This window comes from Roseovarius tibetensis (assembly GCF_050896375.1).
GTDB classification, from domain to species: Bacteria; Pseudomonadota; Alphaproteobacteria; order Rhodobacterales; family Rhodobacteraceae; genus Roseovarius; species Roseovarius tibetensis.
Genome location: NZ_JBPBBB010000012.1, coordinates 14,019 through 35,200 on the forward strand (window position 1 = coordinate 14,019; position 21,182 = coordinate 35,200).

Here is a 21,182-nt window from a genome sequence, read left to right on the forward strand (position 1 = left end):
AGGGCATCCAGAAGTCGTTAAATGGTATTCCGACAGTATACAGCTAGAATCCCGAGTCAACGCCCCCCGAGTGAATTTTCCCGCGCGCAGCGGCGCCTGCCCTCAAAATGGATGATAAAGATGCGATATGATCGATTCGCGCACATTCTTGAGATGCAGCTTCATCGCATCTGCCGCCTGCGTGGCATCTCGCGCCAGAATCGCGTCAATTATGGCAAGGTGTTCATGGCACCCGGGCTCGAACCGCTCGGGGATCGACCCTTGATCGTACATGCGTGTCTTGATCTTGAGGCCTTCGATCAAGTCGATCAAAAGCCGCGACCCGGCCATCTGCGCGATCAGGCCGTGCAACCGCATATCCAGCGCCGAATGGACACCCGGCGCTGGCCGGGGGCCTGTTAGAAATCCACTAACATCCTCGCGTATCGACATTAATTCTGTATTCGAGGTGTTGGACAACGCCGCTTTCCTCGCCGCCTCACATTCAAGAAGGCTGCGGACATGCAGGATTTCCATGATGTCATTCAGCGAGATCCGATTCACCACGGGGGTGCCGCCGGGTGTGCGGATGGCAAGACCTTCGCTGATCAACTGACCGATCGCCTCGCGCACCGGCGTCCGCGACACCCCCAGCAATTCCGCGAATTTTTTTTCGCTCAGGCGCATTCCAGGCTCGAGAGAGCCGTCAAGGATCATCGCCTTGAGCCGTTTGAAGGCCGATCCGCCCAGAGTTTCCATACTATCCGACACAAACATTTCTCCTCTGCAACGGCGCCCTGATGATCCCGGCTCACATCACGGGTTTCAAGATCGTAGAAACGGTATACACTGCGAATGCCATTTGTCACACTACAAGCGCGAGACACCATGCAAAATCATCACTTCGACCTTATCATCCGGGGGGGAACCACGGTCACCACGGATGGGCCGACATTGTCCGACATCGGCATCAGCGACGGCAGGATCGCGGCCATGGGACCCGGCCTGCCGGGATCATCCGACACCGTTATCGACGCTTCGGGAAAACTCGTCCTGCCGGGCGGTGTGGACACGCACTGCCATATCGAACAGGTGTCCGGCGCTGGCCTCATGAATGCGGATACCTTCGAAACCGCGACACGATCCGCGGCCATGGGCGGCACGACGACGGTGGTGTCCTTTGCCGCACAGCATCCCGGCCAGAGGATGCGACACGTCGTCTCCGACTATGCCGCCCTCGCGCATAAAGGCGCGATGATCGACCATGCCTTTCACATGATCGTGTCGGATACCGGCGACAATAATCTTTCGGATGACATCCCCGCGCTGATTGCCGAAGGCCATCGCTCGATCAAGCTTTTCACCACTTATGCAAAGGTACGTCAGGACGACAAGTCGATCCTCGATATCCTGCAAGTGGCAAAGCGTGATGGTGCCCTGGTCTGTTTTCACGCCGAGAATGACGGGATGATCGCGCACATGACGGAACGGCTGCTCGCAGCCGGCAAGACTGCGCCGAAATATCATGCACAGTCGCACCCTCGCGAGGCCGAGATCGAAGCCATCGACCGAATGTGTCGCTTTGCCGAATTCACCGGCGCAGAAATCATGATCTTTCACGTCTCGACCCGCGAGGGGGCCGACATCGTACGACGGGCACGCGCGCGCGGCGTCCGGGTGCAGGCCGAAACCTGTCCACATTATCTCTTCATGACTGTGGATGTGCTCGAACAGGACAATCCCGCACGCTTCATGTGCTCACCGCCACAGCGCACGGCCGACGACCAGGCGGCACTGTGGGACGCGATCGCCGATGGCACCATAGAGCTTGTGACATCGGACCACGCACCCTACCGCATGGACAGCACCGGCAAGTTCGCAAACGGCACGGATGCCCCGTTCAACAAGATCGCGAACGGCATGCCGGGGCTGGAAACACGCCTGCCGCTGATGTTCGACGCGATGGTGTCCAAGGGCCGCGCCAGCCTCGCCGCATTTGCCCGGATGACGGCGAGCAACCCCGCGCGTGCCTTCGGCCTACCCGGAAAGGGCCAGATCGCAACCGGATTCGACGCCGACATAACGATCTGGAATCCAGATCTCAGCCATGAGTACAAGGCCAACGACCTGCACGACAACGTCGGCTACAATCCGTTCGAAGGCAGAGTCGTTCAGGGCTGGCCAGAGCAGGTGTTCCTGCGGGGGCAACGCATCGTTGACAAGGAGACCCTGTCCACGGGCAGTGGCCATGGCAAGTGGCTGGCAATGGTGCGGCAAACGTAGATCCTGCCCGCGCGCAGTTCCATCTTGTCAGGTGCGTTGGCAAGACCAAAGGAAGATGCCGGGTCCGCCTTGCCAAATGCACCATGCACAGCCGCGACGCGACGGTGCGGTCAAAGGCGCGTTGCCGCAAAACTCCATCGGCCGGCTCCGCCTGCCTTGCCGGCAGGCGGAGCCGGGCCTGAGCCCGATGTCGCCTCGGGTGCATCCTGTCCGACAGCTTGTCGCACCAGCACGCTCCGGATGCGGGATCGACCTTTGGACGGATGCACCGGGTTGTTCAGAGGGTTGTCCGGATTTTTCTTGTTTTTCGAACATTTCATATCATAGATTGAGACACTGAAGGCGCAGATGAAAGGGAGTGCCGCCTGCCCCACCACAGCATCGACGGGGCCGCAGGGCACAGCATGCCGGCCGGGATTTGAGGAGATCCCGGAGGCATCGCGGGACACAGAGGAGAGCGAGCGGACCGGCCCATGCCGGGCACATTCATTCAAGGGAGGATACCATGACCTTACGACCCGACCCGACATTTCACGCCACCGCGCAGCTTGCCATGCAGGCGCCGATGGAAAACTACGGCTTCACCGTCATGCTCAGCCCCGATGGCAGTCAGCCCGACGGGATCGCCGTCGTCGATCTCAACCCGGAATCCGACGGCTACGGCACCATCGTCCACAGCCTGATCATGCCCAACAAGGGCGACGAGTTTCACCATTTCGGCTGGAACGCCTGTTCGTCCTCGCTTTCGCCGCTGTCGGGTCACGCCTTTCTGGAACGCCGCTACCTGATCGTGCCGGGCATCCGGTCCTCGCGCATCTACGTGATCGACACCAAGGATCCGCTGGACCTGAAGATCCACAAGATCATCGAACCCGAAGAAGTGTTCGCCAAGACCGGCTATTCGCGCCCGCACACCATCCATTGCGGCCCCGAGGGGATCTATGTCTCGACCCTGGGCGGTGGCGGCAAGGACGGCACAGACGGGCCGCCGGGCATCTTCATCATGGATTGCGAGACCTTCGAGATCATCGGCCAGTACGAGATGGACCGCGGCCGACAAGACAAGCATTACGATTTCTGGTGGAACCTGCCGCAGGATTACATGGTCAGCTCGGAATGGGGCCTGCCGCCGCAATTCGAGAACGGCCTCGTGGCCGAGGACCTGCTGTCGAACAAGTACGGGCACTCGATCCATTTCTGGGACCTGCGCCGGCGCAAGAACATCCAGACCATCGATTTCGGCGAGCAATACCAGATGGCGCTGGAGATCCGGCCGGCGCATGACCCGAAGAAATCCTACGGCTTCTGCGGCGTGGTGGTCGACACGACCAACCTGCAGGGGGTGGTCTTCACGTGGTGGCGCGGCGATGACGGCACATGGCAATACAAGAAGACCATCACCATCGATCCGCGCCCTGAAAAGCCCGAGAACCTGCCGCCGCTTTTGAAGGGGTTCGAGGCGGTGCCGCCGCTGGTCACCGACATCGATCTCAGCCTCGACGACAAGTACCTTTACGTGCCCTGCTTCGGGCTGGGCGAGGTTCACCAATACGATGTGACGGACCCGCTGAACCCGGTCTTTGTCGACAAGATCGAGCTTGGCGGCATCGGCCGGGGCACCAAGCATCCAGGCGGCGGCGACTTTGTCTTCGGTCCGCAGATGGTCGAGATCAGCCGCGACGGCAAACGTGTCTTTTTCACCAACTCGCTGTATTCCACGTGGGACGACCAGTTCTATCCCGGAGAGGACGGCGGGCAGATGGTCATGGCGCGCGTCGGCGAGTCCGGCGGCCTGACGCTGGACAAGGATTTCTACGTCGATTTCCCCAAGGGCTACCGCGCGCACCAGATCCGGCTTGAAGGCGGCGACTGTTCCACCGACAGCTTCTGCTATCCCAACGTCTGATCTCTGAATGGATACGGGTACGCTGACGGCCCTCTGGGGGGCCGTCATCCTTTCGGGGCTGTATCACGGCGTCAATCCCGGCATGGGGTGGCCGTTGGCGGTGTCGGCGGGGTTGATGGACGGGCGCCGCATCGCCCTCGTCAAGGCGCTTGGCGCGTTGGCGGCGGGGCATCTTCTGGCAATGCTGGCGATCCTGCTGCCGTTCTCGATGATGACCGCGCTGCTCGATTGGCAGACAGAGATCCGCGTTGGCGCGGCCACGCTGGTGATCGCCGCCGGCATCTACCTGCTGATCAACAGACGGCACCCGAAGATCCTTGCCCGCGTGCATCCCTCGAAGCTGATGCTGTGGTCCTTCCTTGCGGCAATGGCGCACGGCGCCGGGTTGATGCTGGTGCCGATTTATCTGGGAATTTGCGGCGTGGATGCAGGCGATGCCGGCCACGCCGCCGCGCGCGACCTGATGGGGCGCAACATCGGCTCGGCCGTCGTGGTGGCCGGGGCGCATACCCTCGCGATGACGCTGGCCGGGGGCGTGATCGCGGCGGTGATCTATTTCTGGCTCGGGCTGAAATTCCTGTCGCGCACGTGGTTCAACCTCGACCTTGTCTGGGCGATCAGCCTGATCGTCGTCGGGTTGTTCGGCCTCTACCTCGCGCTTTACGGCCACTGATGCGGCACGCGCCTCAGCCCTGCGCCGACCAGATATAGACCGCGTAGCCCAACAGCATCGCCACCCCGACCCCGCGCCCGATCACCGGGCGCGTCACCAGCAGCCCGGCCAGCAGCAGCGACACCGCGATCAGCACCGGCAGATCGAACGTCAGGAAGCGCGACGCCACAGGGATCGGCGTGATCACCGCCGTAAGGCCAAGGATACCCAGCACGTTGAAAATGCCCGATCCCACGATGTTGCCGATGGCGATCTCGGACTGGCGGCGCAACGCGGCGATCAGCGAGGTCGCAAGCTCGGGCAGCGAGGTGCCAACGGCGACGATCGTCAGCCCGATGAACGCCTCGGATATGCCGTAGCCGCGCGCGATGGCGACCGCGCCATCCACCAGAAACCGCGCACCCACCATCAGCGCGACCAGCCCGCCCAACACCCACAACGCCGAGACGAGCACCGAGGACGGCGCGGGCACGCCCTCGTCCTCGACCGCTGTCACGCCGGGCTTGAGATAGGCCCAGATCAGGTAGCCCGCGAGGCCGGCGACCAGCAGCGCGCCCGACAGTCGGCCCACCTGCCCCATGGCGAATATCGGCACCAGAACCAGCACCGCCGCCATCATCACGGCGGTGTCGCGACGCAGGGTCGCGCCCATCACCTTGATGGGCCAGACAAGCGCCGAGATGCCGATGATCAGCAGGATGTTGGCGATGTTCGACCCGACGATATTGCCGACCGCGATATCCGGCACCCCGCGCCACGCCGCCTCGACCGAGACCAGAAGCTCTGGCGTCGAAGTGCCGAAGCCCACGACCGTCAGCCCGATCAGCAGAGGCGGGATCGCCATGCGCCGGGCAAGACCGACGCTGCCGCGCACCAGAAATTCGCCGCCCAGAAACAACCCGACCAGTCCGGCCAGCACAAAGAGGTATTCCAACAATCACGCCCTTCACATGCGGGTGGTCCGCCTCGAATGCAGATGGCGTTTGTGTGCCACGGGGTGCAAGGGGCGGCCCGAAATAAACTCCGCAAGCCGGCCCCCCGCGCCACGGGGCGCGTCGCGATCACACCGGCCACACGGTGAGGTGACGGATGTCGCGGTTACATACGCGCCTTCGACCGATTACCTGCGGGTTAGACAAACACAGGAGGGTTTCATGACTGCGGAATACAAGATCGACGCAAATCCGGTGACCGACGATCAGGCCGAGGGCCTTGCCAAGGAGCTTCTGGACGGGGCACGCGAGAAATTGGGGTTCGTGCCCAACATGTATCGCGGCATGGCCATCAATCCGGGGCTGCTGTCCACCTATCTGCACGGTTACGACCATTTCCGCACGCAGGCCAATTTCACCCCGCCGGAACAAGAGGTGGTGTTCCTGACGATCTCGCTGGCGAATGGCTGTGATTATTGCACGGCGGCGCATTCGATGCTGGCGATCAACGTCTCGAAACTGTCAGCCGAGCACACGCAGGCACTGCGTGACGGCAAGGCGCTACCTGATGCCAAGCTGGAGGCGCTGCGCACGTTCACCCATCACATGTGGGAAACCCGGGGCCTGCCGACCAGGGCGCAGGCCGAGGCGTTCAAGGCTGCGGGTTATACCGATCAGCATGTACTGGAAATCATCCTGGCGCTTGCCGTCAAGACGGTCAGCAACTACGCCAACCACGTCAACCACACCGAGGTCGACGACGCCTTCGCACCCTACGCGGTGGACAGGACCGTGACCGCCGCCTGACCCCGGATCAGCCGCGATCACCGCCGCCATCGTCACGTGCGCCATGATCATCGGCGGCATCTTGCGCGCAGAACAATTCATAGACCACTTCAAGCACGCGGCGCGGCCGCTCGTCGGCAAGGCGGTAATAGATCGCCTTGCCCTCGCGGCGCGTGGTCACCAGCCCTTCGAGCCGAAGCCGGGACAATTGCTGCGACACCGCGGCCTGCCGCGCCGACAACAACTCCTCGAGTTCGGTCACGGATTTTTCACCCGACACCAGATGGCACAGGATCAGCAACCGCCCCTCATGGCTGATCGCCTTGAGGAAGGTCGCCGCCGTTGTGGCGTTTTCGACCATGCGGTCCATTTCTTCTTGCGTGGTCGTGTCGTCGAGAACGGGAAGCGGCATTGCGATAGATTTCTCTGGTGCTTTGCATGTGTCATAAGATGTTTTGAACCGGCCTGCAAAACAAGACCTGCGGTTTGCGCGAAAAACCTGACACATGTGGTAGGAAATCCGTCGCCGCGCTACCGGGGCGCCACAAATTCGTGCGATGCCCTTGCAGCCCCTTGGGCGCAACACTAAGACTCTCGGGACGCGGCGGCCGGCAAATGTCGGCCGATTTGTAAAACCGGACGCACAGCACCGGGCAGGAAAGCAGGCAGGCCACGATGAACGATCCTATGGAAACCTACATGAATACGCTCGTGCCGATGGTCGTCGAGCAGACAAGCCGCGGCGAGCGGGCCTACGACATCTTTTCGCGCCTGCTGAAAGAGCGCATCATCTTCCTGAGCGGGCCGGTGCATGACGGCATGTCCAGCCTGATCGTGGCACAGCTTCTGCATCTCGAGGCGGAGAACCCGTCGAAAGAGATCAGCATGTACATCAACAGCCCCGGCGGCGTCGTGTCGAGCGGGCTGTCGATCTACGACACGATGCAGTACATCAAGCCCAAGGTCAGCACGCTGGTGGTGGGTCAGGCCGCGTCGATGGGCAGCCTTCTGCTGGCCGGCGGCGCGCCGGGCCTGCGGTTCTCGCTGCCCAACAGCCGTATCATGGTGCACCAGCCCTCGGGCGGCTATCAGGGACAGGCGACGGATATCATGATCCACGCCAAGGAAACCCAGAAGCTCAAGGACCGGTTGAACGAGATCTACGTCACCCATACCGGCCAGACGCTTGAAGCTGTCGAAGACGCCCTGGAGCGCGACAACTTCAAATCGCCCGAGGAAGCCAAGGACTGGGGTCTGATCGATGAAATCGTCAGCAACCGCGTCACCAGCGAGGACGAAGAGAAATAAGCGGTGATCGGCACGCACGCTCATCAGACATTTTCGCATTGTGGTGTTTTCCCGCCTGACCTAAGCTGGCGGGAGACATGAATGACAGAGCAAAGGCCCCGATCGGGCCGCATGACCGAATGGCGGCTCAGGGTCTGAAAGGTACGTGATGGCGAACAATTCCGGCAGCGACAGCAAAAATACACTCTATTGCAGTTTTTGCGGCAAGAGCCAGCACGAGGTGCGCAAGCTGATCGCGGGCCCGACGGTATTCATCTGCGACGAATGCGTCGAGCTGTGCATGGACATCATCCGCGAAGAGACCAAGGGCAGCGGCATCAAGTCCAGCGAGGGCGTGCCGACGCCGCAGGATATCTGCAAGGTACTGGACGATTACGTGATCGGACAGGCAATCGCCAAGCGCGTGCTGTCGGTGGCGGTGCACAACCACTACAAGCGCCTGAACAATTCCGGCAAAAGCGAGATCGAGCTTCAGAAGTCGAATATTCTGCTGATCGGGCCGACCGGGTGCGGCAAGACGCTTCTGGCACAGACGCTGGCGCGCATTCTGGATGTGCCGTTCACGATGGCGGATGCCACCACCCTGACCGAGGCGGGCTATGTCGGCGAGGATGTCGAGAACATCATCCTCAAGCTGCTGCAATCCTCGGAGTATAACGTAGAGCGGGCGCAGCGCGGCATCGTCTATATCGACGAGGTCGACAAGATCACCCGCAAGTCCGAGAACCCGTCGATCACGCGCGACGTGTCGGGCGAAGGTGTGCAGCAGGCGCTTCTCAAGCTGATGGAGGGCACGGTCGCCGCCGTGCCGCCACAGGGCGGGCGCAAACATCCGCAGCAGGAATTCCTGCAGGTGGACACCACCAATATCCTGTTCATCTGCGGTGGCGCGTTTGCCGGTCTCGACAAGATCATCGCGCAGCGTGGCAAGGGCAGCGCCATGGGCTTCGGCGCGGATGTGCGCAGCGATGACGAGCGTGGCGTGGGCGAGGTGCTGACCGATCTCGAACCCGAGGATCTGCTGAAATTCGGTCTGATCCCGGAATTCGTCGGCCGCCTGCCTGTTCTGGCAACGCTCGAAGATCTGGACGAGGATGCGCTTGTCATCATCCTCACGCAGCCGAAGAATGCGCTGGTCAAGCAGTACCAGCGCCTGTTCGAGCTGGAGGATGCGAAGCTGACCTTCACCGACGACGCGCTGTCGGCGATCGCCAAGCGCGCGATCGCCCGCAAGACCGGCGCGCGCGGCCTGCGTTCCATCCTCGAAGACATCCTGCTTGACACGATGTTCGATCTGCCGGGTCTGGAAAATGTCGAAGAGGTCGTCGTCAACGAAGAGGCCGTCACGTCAGAAGCAGCGCCACTGGTGATCTACGCGGACTCCAAGCCCAGCAAGAAGGAAGGCACGCACGCGGGCTGACGCTCCGGGCGCGGTCACAAGAGTGTCAGGGTCCGTGCCGACGCACGGGCCCTTTTTCATTTGGTCCGGTATTATGTGGTCGCGCCGGTGTTCGTTCAACTGCACGCGGGCCGCGCAGGGCGTCACATCATCAGGCCACGGCGGATCAGGTTGGTCCCCGCGATCAACAGGACCCATAAGGTGGCCTTGCGAAAGGTCGCCTGGTCGAACCTGTCCTGCAACCAGAACCCCAACCAGACCCCCAGCACCGCAGGCCCTACCAACCATAGCGAAAGCGGCAGGGTTTCGGCGCGCAGCACGCCAGACCCGGTATGCGAGACCAGCAACAGGACAGAGCCGAGCGCGAAGATCACCCCCTGAACGCGCATCTGTTCGCGCTTTTCGGTGGCGCGCGCTGTCAGCATCGCCACGGTGGGCGGTCCCCAGATGCCCGACACGCCGCCGAACACCCCGGCAAGTGCCCCCATCGCCGCCTCGCCACGCCGGCCACCGCGGGCCGCGACATGCAGACCCCGCCCCAGCAATGTGGCCAGCGCATATAGCGTGATGAAACTTCCGATGATCAGGAACATCAACGCGGGCGGCAGCACCGGAACCAGTTGCGCGGACCCCAGCATCACGACCCCGCCGGTGACAAGAAACACCCGGTACTGCCGCATTGACGCCAGCGCCGCGCGCGGTCCCTGCCGCAGGGCCTGCCAAAGATTTGCCACCAGCGTCGGCAGAATCAGCCCCGCCAGAGCGAGATCCGGGGACATCACCGTACTCAGCCCCGCCATCAGCATCATGGGCATGGCAAACCCGACCACGCCCTTGACCACCCCAGAAAAAAACGCAAGGCCGGTCGCGAATATCCAGCCCCATTGCGAAACGACGTCGAAAATCATATCCATGAACACTGGGTAGCATGGCGTCAGGTGGCCCGCACATCGAAATCGGGACGCAACTTTAGATCAAAAACCTGCGACATTTGGTATAATTGTTGTGCTGCAGCTGCGAAATAGATAAAAGTCTCGAAACAGACGAAAGGATTCGACCCATGGCACATGACGGACAGGATATTGCATCGGCCCGGACGGTCATTCTGCGCGACCTGGTGGCGCTGACCGGCTCGGCCCTGCAGCCTGCAGAGACGATACTCGCGCGGGCCAAGGCATCGGTGGCCGAGATGGTGACAGTCGACGGGCGTGTCTCGGGCAGCGCCATCGAGGCGAACCAGACCGCCGCGCATGGCTTCGCGTGGCTGGCCACCTATGTCGAGGCGCTGCGCCAGATGCAGACCTGGGCGAAGGGTCTCGAAGAGCGCGACCAGTTCGGCGAGGTGGAGCAACTGATCCACCAGATCGCCTTCGGTGAATATCTGAACCAGATCGCCGGCGGCATTCCGATGAACCAGGGCGAGATTGTGCGCCTGTCGGACATGGGTCTTGCCACCGACGATGCGGCGCTGATGATGAACCCCGCCGCAACGATGCTGATGCAGGCCGGCAACACACAGGCCGCCCGCACCCGGCTGGTCGAACTGATGCAGGAACGCAGCGCCGAGGCCACTGTCGGGCGCAGCGGTCTCGACGACGAGCTGGAGATGATCCGCGAGCAGTTCCGCCGCTTCGCCATCGACAAGATCGAACCCTACGCGCATGACTGGCATCTCAAGGACGAACTGATCCCGATGGAGATCATCGACGAGCTGGCGGAAATGGGCGTGTTCGGCCTGACCATCCCAGAGGAGTACGGCGGACTCGGCATGTCGAAGGCATCGATGTGCGTCGTCTCCGAGGAACTCAGCCGTGGCTATATCGGCGTGGGCAGCCTCGGCACCCGGTCCGAGATCGCCGCCGAGTTGATCCTTGCCGGCGGCACCGAAGAGCAGAAGCAGAAATGGCTGCCCGAAATCGCCAGCGCCGAAACCCTGCCGACGGCCGTCTTCACCGAACCCAACACCGGATCTGACCTGGGGGCCCTGCGCACCCGGGCGGTCAAGGACGAGAACGGCGACTGGAAGGTGACGGGCAACAAGACATGGATCACCCATGCCATGCGCACCCGCGTGATGACGCTGCTGGCGCGCACCAAGCCCGACACAACCGATCACCGCGGCCTGTCCATGTTCCTCGCCGAAAAGACACCGGGCACCGAGGACAATCCGTTCCCGACCGATGGCATGACCGGCGGCGAGATCGAGGTGCTGGGCTATCGCGGCATGCAGGAACACGAGCTTGCCTTCGACAATTTCCACGTCAAGGGCGAGAACCTGCTGGGCGGCGAAGAGGGCAAGGGCTTCAAGCAGCTGATGGAGACGTTTGAATCGGCCCGCATCCAGACCGCCGCGCGTGCCGTGGGGGTGGCGCAATCGGCGCTCGACGTGGCGATGAAATACGCGCAGGATCGCAAGCAATTCGGCAAGCCGCTCATCGCGTTCCCGCGTGTCAGCGGCAAGCTTGCGATGATGGCGGTCGAGATCATGATCGCCCGGCAACTCACATATTTCTCGGCTTGGGAAAAGGATAACGGCCGCCGCTGCGACCTCGAGGCCGGGATGGCCAAGCTGCTCGGCGCGCGTGTCGCATGGGCGGCCGCCGACAATGGCGTGCAGATCCACGGCGGCAACGGCTTTGCACTGGAATATTCCATCAGCCGCATCCTGTGCGACGCGCGTATCCTCAACATCTTCGAAGGCGCCGCCGAGATCCAGGCACAGGTCGTCGCGCGCCGTCTGCTCGGCTAGCCGACCACAGCCAAGGGCACAGATAGACGCAAAAAGATCGGCCCGGTGATGTTACCGGGCCGGTTTTTTTTGGCGGCACTCACAGGAAGAAGACAGAAGACCACAGGGATCGGACGTTGAAACCCCGCGGGTACAGGCCAACCTGAACAAGGTACGCGCCTGATCCCGACAGAGGTTCGCCATGTCATCATTCTGGAAACTCTCGGCCGCGGGCTTTGCTGCGACCGCGATCACCTATGGCCCCGCGCGCATGGGATTCGGTCTGTTCCTGTCGGAAATCCGGCGGGATTTCGCGCTGTCCACCGAGATGGCGGGCCTGATCTCCAGCTTGGGGTTTCTTGGCATGCTGGTCGGACTCGTGGCGGCCTATGCGACGCTGGCTTTGGCCGGGCCGCGCCCGCCGGTTCTGCTGGGGTTGGGGTTGGCGACACTCGGGACCGCGCTTGTCTCGGGCGCCGCGGGCCTGCCGATGCTGACGCTGGGGATCGTATTGGCCATGTCCAGCACGGGGTTCGCGTGGACGCCTTTCAACAATATCGTCAGCCGCCGCCTGCCCGATGAGACGCGGCCCTCGGCGCTGGCGATCATCAGCACCGGCACCAGCCTTGGGATTGCCGGCGCCGGGGCCACCGCAATCGCCGTCAGCCTGAGCGGCCTGCCATGGCGCATGGCCTGGGCGGCGTTCTCGATCATCAGCGCGGGCGCCCTGCTGGCCAATGTCGTCGCTTTGCGCGAACCAACGGGCCCCTTGGGGGCAAGCACACCGACCGCGCCGTGGGCCACGTTGCTCCACCGGTCGGCCATGCCGCTTTATGCCATCGCGCTGTCCTTCGGGACCACCACGGCGATCTATTTTTCGCTCGCGGCGGACCGGATCGAGCAGGCGGGCGGCGTGCCCGGCGCGCCGTCCGGCAGTTCCCCGGCGATCCTGTTCGTCTGTTTCGGCATCTTCGGGCTGCTCGGTCTTGCAACCGGCCGCATCAAGGGCGGCACCGGGTTGTCCACGCTACTGCGCGGTCTGCTGGTGGCCTCGGCGGTGTCGCTCGGCCTTGTTGCGTTGGTCCCGACATCGTGGGGCGGCCTCGTGCTATCAGCAGGCCTGCAAGGTGTGTACGTGATGATGATGAGCGCGGTCCTGTCCTTCTGGTCGGAACGACTGTTCCCGCACATGCCCGCGCGCAGCTTCACCGCCGCGTTGATAGCCGTCGCCCTGGGCAGTGTGCTGGGTCCGGTGGTCGCCGGGACGATGTCCGACACGTGGGGCCCCGAGGCGATGTTCCTTGCAACCGCGGCGCTGTCCATCGCGACGCTGCCGGTGATCCTGCCACGCTTCGTTCAGGAACGCCCCGGCCCGGCCGTGTAGCCGGAAAACGCGGCTCAGTCGGGCTGCAGAAGCACGCCGGAAATCAGCGCGCGCCCCGTGCGCCACAACAGCCCGGCGATGATCCCGCACAACGCGGCCAGATACAGCAGACCGATCCACCGGTGTCCGTCAGAACCTGTGGCCCCGGCATGCGCGAAACTCGCGATTGCCGCGGCGGCTACCGGAAAGCTGAGCGCCCAGAACGCCAGCGAAAAGGGCAGCTTCACCAGCTTGGGCAACTGAACCGCCACGATCAGCGTGAAGAGGTACACGCAATTCAGCAGCACGCGCGCGAAGGCGTCCACCCCGCCCACCAGTTCGACCCACGACAGGTACCCCACGGCGGGCGGCGCGATCAGGATCACCAGCGACGGCTGCAACCGCTCTGGCAGCGGATCGTGAAAGACCAGCCGGTTCATCACCAGCGTCAGTAGCACCAGCCAGAAGATCAGACCGGTACTGGCAAAGAACCAGCTGATCTCGACATACCCCATGGGCATGCCCGCGATCGGCACGATCACGTTGCCCACGGCCGGGATGAACCAGGCCGGCGACAGATGACCATGCTGGAACGCGCGCGCCCCGATCCAGCCACTGACCACGGCCAGCGTCAGGATCAACTGCAATGGCACCGCCATGAGCCACATCGCGCGCGCAAGCCCCGGATTGGGCACGAGCATCACGATCGACATCAGCACCAGAGAGATCGAGATCGCCGGGAAGAAGGCCAGCTTCACCGGGTGGTTCCACTCGGCCGCAACAGCGGACGGATGCCGCAGCATCTTGGCCAGGTAGGCCAGCGCGACGGCGGCGAAGACCACCATGGTCAGCCAATGCGCCGCCCCGGACGGGACGTTTGTCAGCCCGAAGGCGCCCTCGCCCGCCCGCAATGCAAGGGTGAAACCGCACAGCCCCATCACGATGGTAAACAGCGTCACCGGCACATGCTGCAATCGGCCGGGATCGGTCATTGCGCTCATTCCGGGGCCGTGATGCCGAGGCGCAGCGGGGCCAGCCCGTCGATTTCACCCAGCAGGACATTGCCGGGGACAACCGGGCCGACCCCCGCCGGCGTGCCGGTATAGATCAGGTCGCCGGGCCCCAGATGGTAGTAATGCGACAGATCCGCGATCACCTCTGGCACCGACCAGATCATGTCCGACAGGGTCGCATCCTGCCGCACCGCGCCGTCCACCGACAACCGGATCGCCTGATCGCCGATCGCGCCGAACTCCTCCTTGCGGGTGATGTCCGCGATCACGGCGGACTGCTCGAAATCCTTGCCAAGATCCCAGGGCCGGCGCTTGTCCTTGGCGGCGGCCTGCAGGTCGCGCCGGGTCAGATCGATGCCGCAGGCAAACCCCAGAACCGCATCCATCGCCCCGTCGGTGGTCACGCGGAAGGCCGATGCGCCGAGGGCCACGACGAACTCCATCTCGTGGTGACAGTCCTGCGTGCCAAGCGGATAGGCGATCTCTGCCCCGCCGAGGCAGATGGTTTGTGCCGACTTGGTGAAATAAAACGGCGCCTCGCGATCCACCTCGTTTCCCATCTCGAGGGCGTGCGCGGCATAGTTGCGCCCGACACAGAAGATACGGCGCACGGGGTAGCCGGCGCGCTCGCCCGTGACGGGAACCTGTGGCGCGGCGGGACTGGTGAAAAGCGGCTGGGTCATGGCGGGCTCCGGTTTGGGACGGGTCAGTGCCGGTCTGCGACGCTGAACCGGCAAGGTCAAGTGGACGCGCGCACGATCACATCGTCAATCGCCGTGCCGATCAGATCGAGGCAATCGGGATCGGAGAACCGGTGATCCGCGCCCTTGACCAGCAGCAGCCGCATGTCCGGCCCGGTGGCATGATCCATCAGCGCAACGGCGACCGACGGCGCGACATCCGCGTCGGCGGTGCCTTGCAGAAAGCGTACCGGAAACGGCAGATCGAGCGGCGCGCGCAGGACAAGGTGATCGCGCCCGTCCTCGATCAGGCGGCGGGTTATGATGTAGGGCTCGCCATAGTCGCTCGGCAGCCTCACCTGCCCCTCGGACACAAGCGCCGCGCGCTGGTCCGAATTGAACCCCGCCCACATCGCGTCCTCGGTGAAATCGGGGGCTGCGGCGATGGTGATAAGACCGGCCACCCGCCCCGGCATGGCACGCGCCAGCAGCAATGCGATCCAGCCACCCATCGACGACCCCACCAGGATCTGCGGACCCGCCGTCATCGCGTCGATGACGGCACGCGCATCCGCCGACCAGTCGCCGATCGCCCCGTCGGTGAAGTCGCCCGACGACGCGCCATGCCCCGAGTAGTCAAATCGCAGGAAAGCGCGGCCCGCTTGGCGCGCCCATTCCTCCAGCCAGAGCGCCTTTGTGCCTTCCATGTCGGATTTGAACCCACCAAGAAAAACGACGCCCGGCCCCCTGCCCGGTGTCAGGTGATGCGCGATCCGGCGCCCCGCAGACGTGGTGAAATAAGATGGCGGCATGACTTGTCCCCTCGTTTTCAAGGCAACCATGCCGCGCGCGCCGTGTATTCGCAAACCGGTTTTCGCGCGGCGCGCTCAGCCCGCCGGGCGCTGCAGGGTCAGGGCAGACACCCCGCCGGCCAATGACATTGCCGCGAAGCCGCCAAGCGCCCCCAGCGGACCAATAAAGGACAGTGCGCCCCCAAACACGCCGGCGAGCAACAGGATCACGCCGATGGCGGTGTTGGCGATGGCCGTGTTCTGCGCGCGATCCTCTGCGGCGGACATGTCCACCAGATAGATCGACCGCGCCTGCCGCACGCCGTGATAGGCCAGCATCAGGACCAGAAGAGCGGCCGGGATCACGCCGGGCACTCGCGCCACGCCAAGGATCTTCGCGGCGATCGCGGCCAGCATCGCCACCCCCGCAAGCCCCCCGCAAAGCGCCAGGACAAGGCGGCTGTCGCGATCCGAAAGCCGGCCCCAGATGTACGAGCTGACGAACCCCGCGACCGAAGAGGCCAGCACCAGGGCCCCAAGCGCGGCCAGCGTGCCACCCTCACGCACCGACAGAAGCACCAGGTAGGACGGCGCCAGCGCGCTGGACACCAGAAGCCCGCGCACGAGGATGAAGCGCCGCAGATTGGCGTCCCGGCCGAGGATGGTGCGATACGCCGCGGTCGAAGATCCGGTCTGCGGCGTGCTGTCCTCTTCGCGCAGCCCGATCAGCGTCAGCGCCGCCAGCAGCCAGGCCAGACCGGCCAGCGCGACCGCCCCGACAAGTGCCGCCTGCGAGGTCAGAACCCCGGCCAACATCAGCACGGCGAACACTGCGACCCCCGCCGCCGAGACGGACCCGGCCAGCCCGGTGACCGCGCCACGCCGTGTCTTGACCACGGTCTTGCCCAGGATGTCCTTGTGCGAGGTCGAGCAGGCCGCGCGCGCCACTGACAGCACTGCCAGCAGCCCGCAGATCATCAGCCCGGCGATAATGCCGCCGCTTATCAAGGCGGCGGCGGCGATACCGACCGCCGCAAGCCCCTGCACCGCGCTGCCCGCGATCCAGACCCAACGGCGCTGCCGCATGGCGCGCAACCGCGCCCCGATCACAAGCTGCGGCAAAAGCGCACCGGCCTCACGGATCGGCACAAGCATCCCGATGAAGGCGGCCGGGACACCGATCGCGCCGGCAAGCCAGCTGAGCACCAGTTTGGGGTCGAGCAGGCCATCGGCCAGCTTGCTAAGCGTCAGGGCCAGCACATGGCGCCGGGCGTTCTGTGCGTCGATCCTCGCCATGTCCGGCGCGATCAGGCGATCTGTCAGGGTTTTCATGCAATCATGCCAAAAGCGGGCGGCCTAGCCGCCGATATAGGCGCCGCGACGCGGACGGTAGAACACCTTTTGATTGTGCAGCCGACCCAACAGATCGTGGATGTGGCGCAGCGTCGTGTCATCGTCGGACGCGTTGTCGTCCGCAGGGGCGGCGGCACCGCCATCCGTCACGACACGGGCCGACAGATCGGCGCGCTGCTGATGCAGCGCCGCCTCGATCAGGTCGATGTCCGAAACCGACAAATCAAACTTCGAGTTATAGCCCGGCATGTGTCTTGCCTCCTTGGGTACGTATCTTCGGGATGTCCCGACGCGCGATTGCCGCGCGCGGAGCTTGACCGACGGTATAGCCCCCATTCACGACGGATCCAACGGTTTTTTCCTGCCGTGTCAGCAGGTTAATTCCATACCGTGGTATACACGCCCCGCGCCTCTTGACGCCGCGCCCTGCGCGGGGCATTAGGCAGCATACCCGCAACCGGGCGTTTCGTAGGCGCCAAACCGACGAGGAGCCGGCACCATGACCGACATCTCCCTGACATTTCCCGATGGCAATGCGCGCAGCTATCCGGCTGGCGTGACCCCGGCCGAGGTGGCGGCTGATATCTCGACCTCGCTGGCGAAAAAGGCGATTTCGGCGCAGGTCGACGGGCAACACTGGGACCTTCAATGGCCGATCTCCCGCGATACCGCCATCGCCATCAACACGATGAAGGACGAGGCCCCCGCGCTGGAACTGATCCGGCACGATCTGGCGCATATCATGGCCCGCGCGGTGCAAGAGATCTGGCCCGAGGTGAAGGTCACCATCGGGCCGGTGATCCAGAACGGCTGGTATTACGATTTCGACCGGGCAGAGCCGTTCACCCCCGAGGATCTGGGCCGCATCGAGACGAAGATGAAAGAGATCATCGCGGCCCGCGACTCGGTCACCACCGAGGTCTGGGACCGCGACCGGGCGATCGCGCATTACGAGGCCAAGGGCGAGCCCTTCAAGGTCGAGCTGATCGAGGCGATCCCCGGCGACGAGCCGCTGCGCATGTACTGGCACGGGGACTGGCAGGATCTGTGCCGTGGCCCGCACCTGCAGCATACCGGACAGGTGCCGGCCGACGCGTTCAAGCTCATGAGCGTCGCGGGCGCCTATTGGCGCGGTGACAGCAGCCGCCCGATGCTGCAACGCATCTACGGCGTGGCCTTTCAGAACCGCGACAGGTTGAAGGCATATCTGAACTTTCTTGAAGAGGCCGAGCGCCGCGATCACCGCAAGCTGGGCCGCGAGATGAACCTCTTTCACATGCAGGAAGAGGCGCCGGGCCAGATCTTCTGGCACCCCAACGGCTGGAGCATCTACACCACCCTGCAGGACTACATGCGCCGCCAGCAGCAGCGCGGCGGATATGTCGAGGTCAACACCCCGCAAGTGGTGGACCGCAAGCTGTGGGAGGCGTCGGGTCACTGGGACAAGTACCAGGATCACATGTTCATCGTCGAGGTCGACGAGGAACACGCCCGCGAAAAGGCCGTGAACGCGCTCAAACCGATGAACTGCCCCTGTCACGTGCAGATCTTCAATCAGGGCCTGAAATCCTACCGCGACCTGCCGCTGCGCATGGCCGAGTTCGGTTCGTGTGCGCGGTACGAACCATCGGGCGCTCTGCACGGCATCATGCGGGTGCGCGGCTTCACGCAGGATGACGGCCACATCTTCTGTTCCGAGGACCAGATCGAGGGCGAGACCGCCCGCTTCATCGACTTCCTGTCGCGGATCTATGGCGATCTTGGTTTTCACGACTGGACGATCAAGCTGTCGACCCGCCCCGAGAAACGCATCGGCAGCGACGAAAGCTGGGATTTCGTGGAAAAGGCGCTTGGCGATGCGTGCCGGGCGGCCGGTTACACCTACGAGCTGCTTGAGGGCGAGGGCGCGTTCTACGGGCCAAAGCTGGAATTCACGCTGACCGACGCCATCGGCCGCGACTGGCAATGCGGCACGCTGCAGGTGGATTCGAACCTGCCAGAACGGCTCGACGCCACCTATATCGGACAGGACGGGGCCAAGCACCGGCCCTACATGCTGCACCGTGCGACGCTTGGCAGCTTCGAGCGGTTCATCGGCATCCTGATCGAGGAACACGCAGGCCGCCTGCCCTTCTGGCTGGCGCCGCGTCAAGTCGTGGTGGCCGCGATCACCTCGGATGCCGATGACTATGTTCACGAGGTGACAGCAGCCTTGACCGCCCTTGGCATCCGCGCCGAGGCCGACACCCGCAACGAAAAGATCAACTACAAGGTGCGTGAGCATTCCGTCGGCAAGGTGCCCGTGATCCTGGCCTGCGGCGGGCGCGAAGTAGCGGAGCGCACGCTGTCTGTTCGCCGCCTTGGCGAGAAACAGACGCAGGTGCGGGGTCTCGACGAGATGGCGCAGGAACTGGCAGTCGAGGCAACCCCGCCCGATCAGCGCTAGGTGATGCGGGCCGGGATCACCCGGGACGGACGAGGAAGAGCAGCGCTGCGTACCGCGCCGGGGCGCAGCCTGAACGGTGCTCAGGCCGCTCCGCCCTTCCGCTTAGGCTGCGTTCGCGCGCGCGCCACCACCGCCGCCGCGCCGCCGACGGCCGCCGCCGGACTTGCCCTGCGGCTTGCCGGTGCCACCGCCACCGCCGCCACCACGCCGGCGCGGTCCGCCAGAGCCTGCGGGTTTCTTGGCGGCCGGGTCGGGCAGCACTTCCCACGGACGACCCGACGCCACGGGGATGGTCATGCCCAGAACCTTCTGGATGTCTTTCAGCTCGCCCATCTCTTCGGGCGCGCAAAACGCGATGGCGGCGCCGTCACGTCCGGCCCGCGCGGTGCGCCCGATGCGGTGCACGTAATTGTCGGCCACGTTGGGCAGCTCGAAATTGTAGACATGCTTGACGTCCGGAATGTCGAGGCCGCGTGCCGCCACATCGGTGGCGACAAGCACCTTGACCCGTCCGTCGCGGAACGCCTGAAGCGCGCGTTCACGCTGTCCCTGGCTCTTGTTGCCGTGGATCGCGGCGACCGCGAACCCGGCCCCTTCAAGCTTGCGCGCCAGCTTGTCCGAGCCGTGCTTGGTACGGCCGAACACAAGCGCCAGTTCGCCCTTGTGCGCGCCAAGGCATTCGATCAGAAGGTCGGGCTTGGCCGCCTTGGCGATGAAATGCACCTCTTGCGTGACCTTGTCGGCCGCCTTGCCCGGCGGGCTGACCGCGACACGCTTCGGGTGGGTCAGGTAGGACGCGGCGATCTCTTCCATCTGCTTTGGCATGGTGGCCGAAAACAGCATGGTCTGACGTTCGGCAGGCAGCAGCCCCGCGATCCGGCGAAGCGCGTGGATGAAGCCGAGGTCAAGCATCTGGTCGGCCTCGTCCAGCACCAGGAATTTTGCCGCATCCAGCCGCAGCGACCGACGGTCGATCAGGTCAAGCAAGCGACCCGGCGTGGCGACAAGGATATCGGTGCCCCGCTCCAGCCGCTTGATCTGCGGATTGATCGAGGCGCCGCCGACGACGAGGTTGATCTTGATCGGGCTGTCCTTGACCAGCGGCAGCAGCGCATCGCGGATCTGCCCGGCAAGCTCGCGCGTCGGGGCGAGGATCAGGCTGCGCACGGATTTCGGCGCCGGCTGGCCCGAATCCTCCATCAGTGCGGTCACCAGTGGCAGGCCAAAGGCCATGGTCTTGCCGGTGCCGGTCTGCGCCAGCCCCATCACGTCATGCCCGTTCAGGGCATGCGGGATGGCGTGGGTCTGGATCGGCGTCGGCTCGGTGATGCCGGTATTGGCAAGCTTGCGGGTCAGCGATTGGGGCAGGCCCATTTCGTCGAAAAGGTTCAAAACGTATCCTTCCGGGGCGTACCGTCGCGGTCGCCCGTTCGTCGTGGTTGCACCTGATGTGCATGAACGGGACAGCATGTTCCGCACATCACGACAGATGTCTGGCCCCACGCGTGATCTTGGGAACATATCCGCGACATTTCATAAGGA

At 63.9% G+C, this 21,182-nt stretch carries 19 protein-coding genes; 9 read left to right on the forward strand and 10 right to left on the reverse strand.

Annotated elements, in window-relative coordinates:
• Positions 1–102: 102 nt before the first annotated feature.
• On the reverse strand, positions 103–750 hold the full coding sequence (locus ACROSR_RS09945; RefSeq protein WP_432684561.1) for a GntR family transcriptional regulator: 648 nt from the start codon (positions 748–750) through the stop codon (positions 103–105).
• A gap of 117 nt (positions 751–867) precedes the next feature.
• Between ACROSR_RS09945 and hydA the strand changes: the two genes are divergently transcribed.
• From hydA to ACROSR_RS09960, 3 genes are all read left to right on the forward strand, one after another.
• On the forward strand, positions 868–2,262 hold the full coding sequence (hydA, locus tag ACROSR_RS09950; protein ID WP_432684563.1) for a dihydropyrimidinase: 1,395 nt from the start codon (positions 868–870) through the stop codon (positions 2,260–2,262).
• 505 nt (positions 2,263–2,767) lie between these two features.
• A complete protein-coding gene (locus ACROSR_RS09955) occupies positions 2,768–4,168 on the forward strand; it encodes a selenium-binding protein SBP56-related protein (RefSeq protein WP_432684565.1) in 1,401 nt (466 codons plus the stop codon).
• Between the two features lie 7 nt (positions 4,169–4,175).
• Positions 4,176–4,841, forward strand: coding sequence for a hypothetical protein (locus ACROSR_RS09960; RefSeq protein WP_432684567.1), 666 nt, complete (start codon positions 4,176–4,178; stop codon positions 4,839–4,841).
• 13 nt (positions 4,842–4,854) lie between these two features.
• Here the strand turns inward: ACROSR_RS09960 and ACROSR_RS09965 are convergent, their stop codons facing one another.
• Positions 4,855–5,775 carry a calcium/sodium antiporter gene (locus ACROSR_RS09965; protein ID WP_432684568.1) on the reverse strand — a complete coding sequence of 307 codons (921 nt, stop codon included), beginning with the start codon at positions 5,773–5,775 and terminating at the stop codon, positions 4,855–4,857.
• Positions 5,776–5,995: 220 nt separating this feature from the next.
• Here ACROSR_RS09965 and ACROSR_RS09970 point away from each other — a divergent pair, with 220 nt between their 5' ends.
• On the forward strand, positions 5,996–6,580 hold the full coding sequence (locus tag ACROSR_RS09970; protein WP_432684570.1) for a carboxymuconolactone decarboxylase family protein: 585 nt from the start codon (positions 5,996–5,998) through the stop codon (positions 6,578–6,580).
• Positions 6,581–6,587: 7 nt separating this feature from the next.
• On the opposite strand, the gene ACROSR_RS09975 is transcribed toward ACROSR_RS09970, so the two are convergent.
• The gene (locus ACROSR_RS09975) at positions 6,588–6,971 is read right to left on the reverse strand and encodes a metalloregulator ArsR/SmtB family transcription factor (RefSeq protein WP_432684571.1); all 384 of its coding nucleotides are present in this window, start codon (positions 6,969–6,971) and stop codon (positions 6,588–6,590) included.
• A 263-nt stretch (positions 6,972–7,234) separates the two neighbouring features.
• Here ACROSR_RS09975 and ACROSR_RS09980 point away from each other — a divergent pair, with 263 nt between their 5' ends.
• Together ACROSR_RS09980 and clpX are read left to right on the forward strand one after the other, a co-directional pair.
• Positions 7,235–7,867 carry an ATP-dependent Clp protease proteolytic subunit gene (locus ACROSR_RS09980; RefSeq protein WP_432684572.1) on the forward strand — a complete coding sequence of 211 codons (633 nt, stop codon included), beginning with the start codon at positions 7,235–7,237 and terminating at the stop codon, positions 7,865–7,867.
• 148 nt (positions 7,868–8,015) lie between these two features.
• Positions 8,016–9,287, forward strand: a complete 1,272-nt coding sequence (gene clpX / locus ACROSR_RS09985) for an ATP-dependent Clp protease ATP-binding subunit ClpX (protein ID WP_432684574.1) — start codon at positions 8,016–8,018, stop codon at positions 9,285–9,287.
• Between the two features lie 122 nt (positions 9,288–9,409).
• Here clpX and ACROSR_RS09990 read toward each other — a convergent pair whose 3' ends face one another.
• On the reverse strand, positions 9,410–10,180 hold the full coding sequence (locus ACROSR_RS09990) for a sulfite exporter TauE/SafE family protein (RefSeq protein ID WP_432684576.1): 771 nt from the start codon (positions 10,178–10,180) through the stop codon (positions 9,410–9,412).
• Between the two features lie 146 nt (positions 10,181–10,326).
• On the opposite strand from ACROSR_RS09990, the gene ACROSR_RS09995 reads away from it, so the two are divergent.
• Positions 10,327–12,015, forward strand: coding sequence for an acyl-CoA dehydrogenase family protein (locus ACROSR_RS09995; RefSeq protein ID WP_432684577.1), 1,689 nt, complete (start codon positions 10,327–10,329; stop codon positions 12,013–12,015).
• A gap of 181 nt (positions 12,016–12,196) precedes the next feature.
• Complete coding sequence (locus ACROSR_RS10000; protein ID WP_432684579.1) at positions 12,197–13,378, forward strand: MFS transporter; 1,182 nt, start codon at positions 12,197–12,199, stop codon at positions 13,376–13,378.
• A gap of 14 nt (positions 13,379–13,392) precedes the next feature.
• Here the strand turns inward: ACROSR_RS10000 and ACROSR_RS10005 are convergent, their stop codons facing one another.
• From ACROSR_RS10005 to ACROSR_RS10025, 5 genes are all read right to left on the reverse strand, one after another.
• Positions 13,393–14,349, reverse strand: a complete 957-nt coding sequence (locus ACROSR_RS10005; RefSeq protein ID WP_432684581.1) for an SLAC1 anion channel family protein — start codon at positions 14,347–14,349, stop codon at positions 13,393–13,395.
• A 5-nt stretch (positions 14,350–14,354) separates the two neighbouring features.
• On the reverse strand, positions 14,355–15,053 hold the full coding sequence (locus ACROSR_RS10010) for a fumarylacetoacetate hydrolase family protein (RefSeq protein WP_432684583.1): 699 nt from the start codon (positions 15,051–15,053) through the stop codon (positions 14,355–14,357).
• 56 nt (positions 15,054–15,109) lie between these two features.
• On the reverse strand, positions 15,110–15,862 hold the full coding sequence (locus ACROSR_RS10015) for an alpha/beta fold hydrolase (protein ID WP_432684585.1): 753 nt from the start codon (positions 15,860–15,862) through the stop codon (positions 15,110–15,112).
• A 75-nt stretch (positions 15,863–15,937) separates the two neighbouring features.
• Positions 15,938–17,173, reverse strand: coding sequence for an MFS transporter (locus tag ACROSR_RS10020; protein ID WP_432684587.1), 1,236 nt, complete (start codon positions 17,171–17,173; stop codon positions 15,938–15,940).
• Between the two features lie 24 nt (positions 17,174–17,197).
• Entirely contained in the window at positions 17,198–17,443 is a 246-nt protein-coding gene (locus tag ACROSR_RS10025) for a hypothetical protein (RefSeq protein ID WP_432684589.1), read from the reverse strand.
• A 250-nt stretch (positions 17,444–17,693) separates the two neighbouring features.
• On the opposite strand from ACROSR_RS10025, the gene thrS reads away from it, so the two are divergent.
• Positions 17,694–19,640: a threonine--tRNA ligase gene (gene thrS / locus ACROSR_RS10030; protein WP_432684591.1), complete on the forward strand. Its 1,947-nt coding sequence runs from the start codon at positions 17,694–17,696 to the stop codon at positions 19,638–19,640.
• 102 nt (positions 19,641–19,742) lie between these two features.
• Here thrS and ACROSR_RS10035 read toward each other — a convergent pair whose 3' ends face one another.
• Entirely contained in the window at positions 19,743–21,014 is a 1,272-nt protein-coding gene (locus ACROSR_RS10035; protein WP_490166894.1) for a DEAD/DEAH box helicase, read from the reverse strand.
• Between the last annotated feature and the right edge of the window lie 168 nt (positions 21,015–21,182).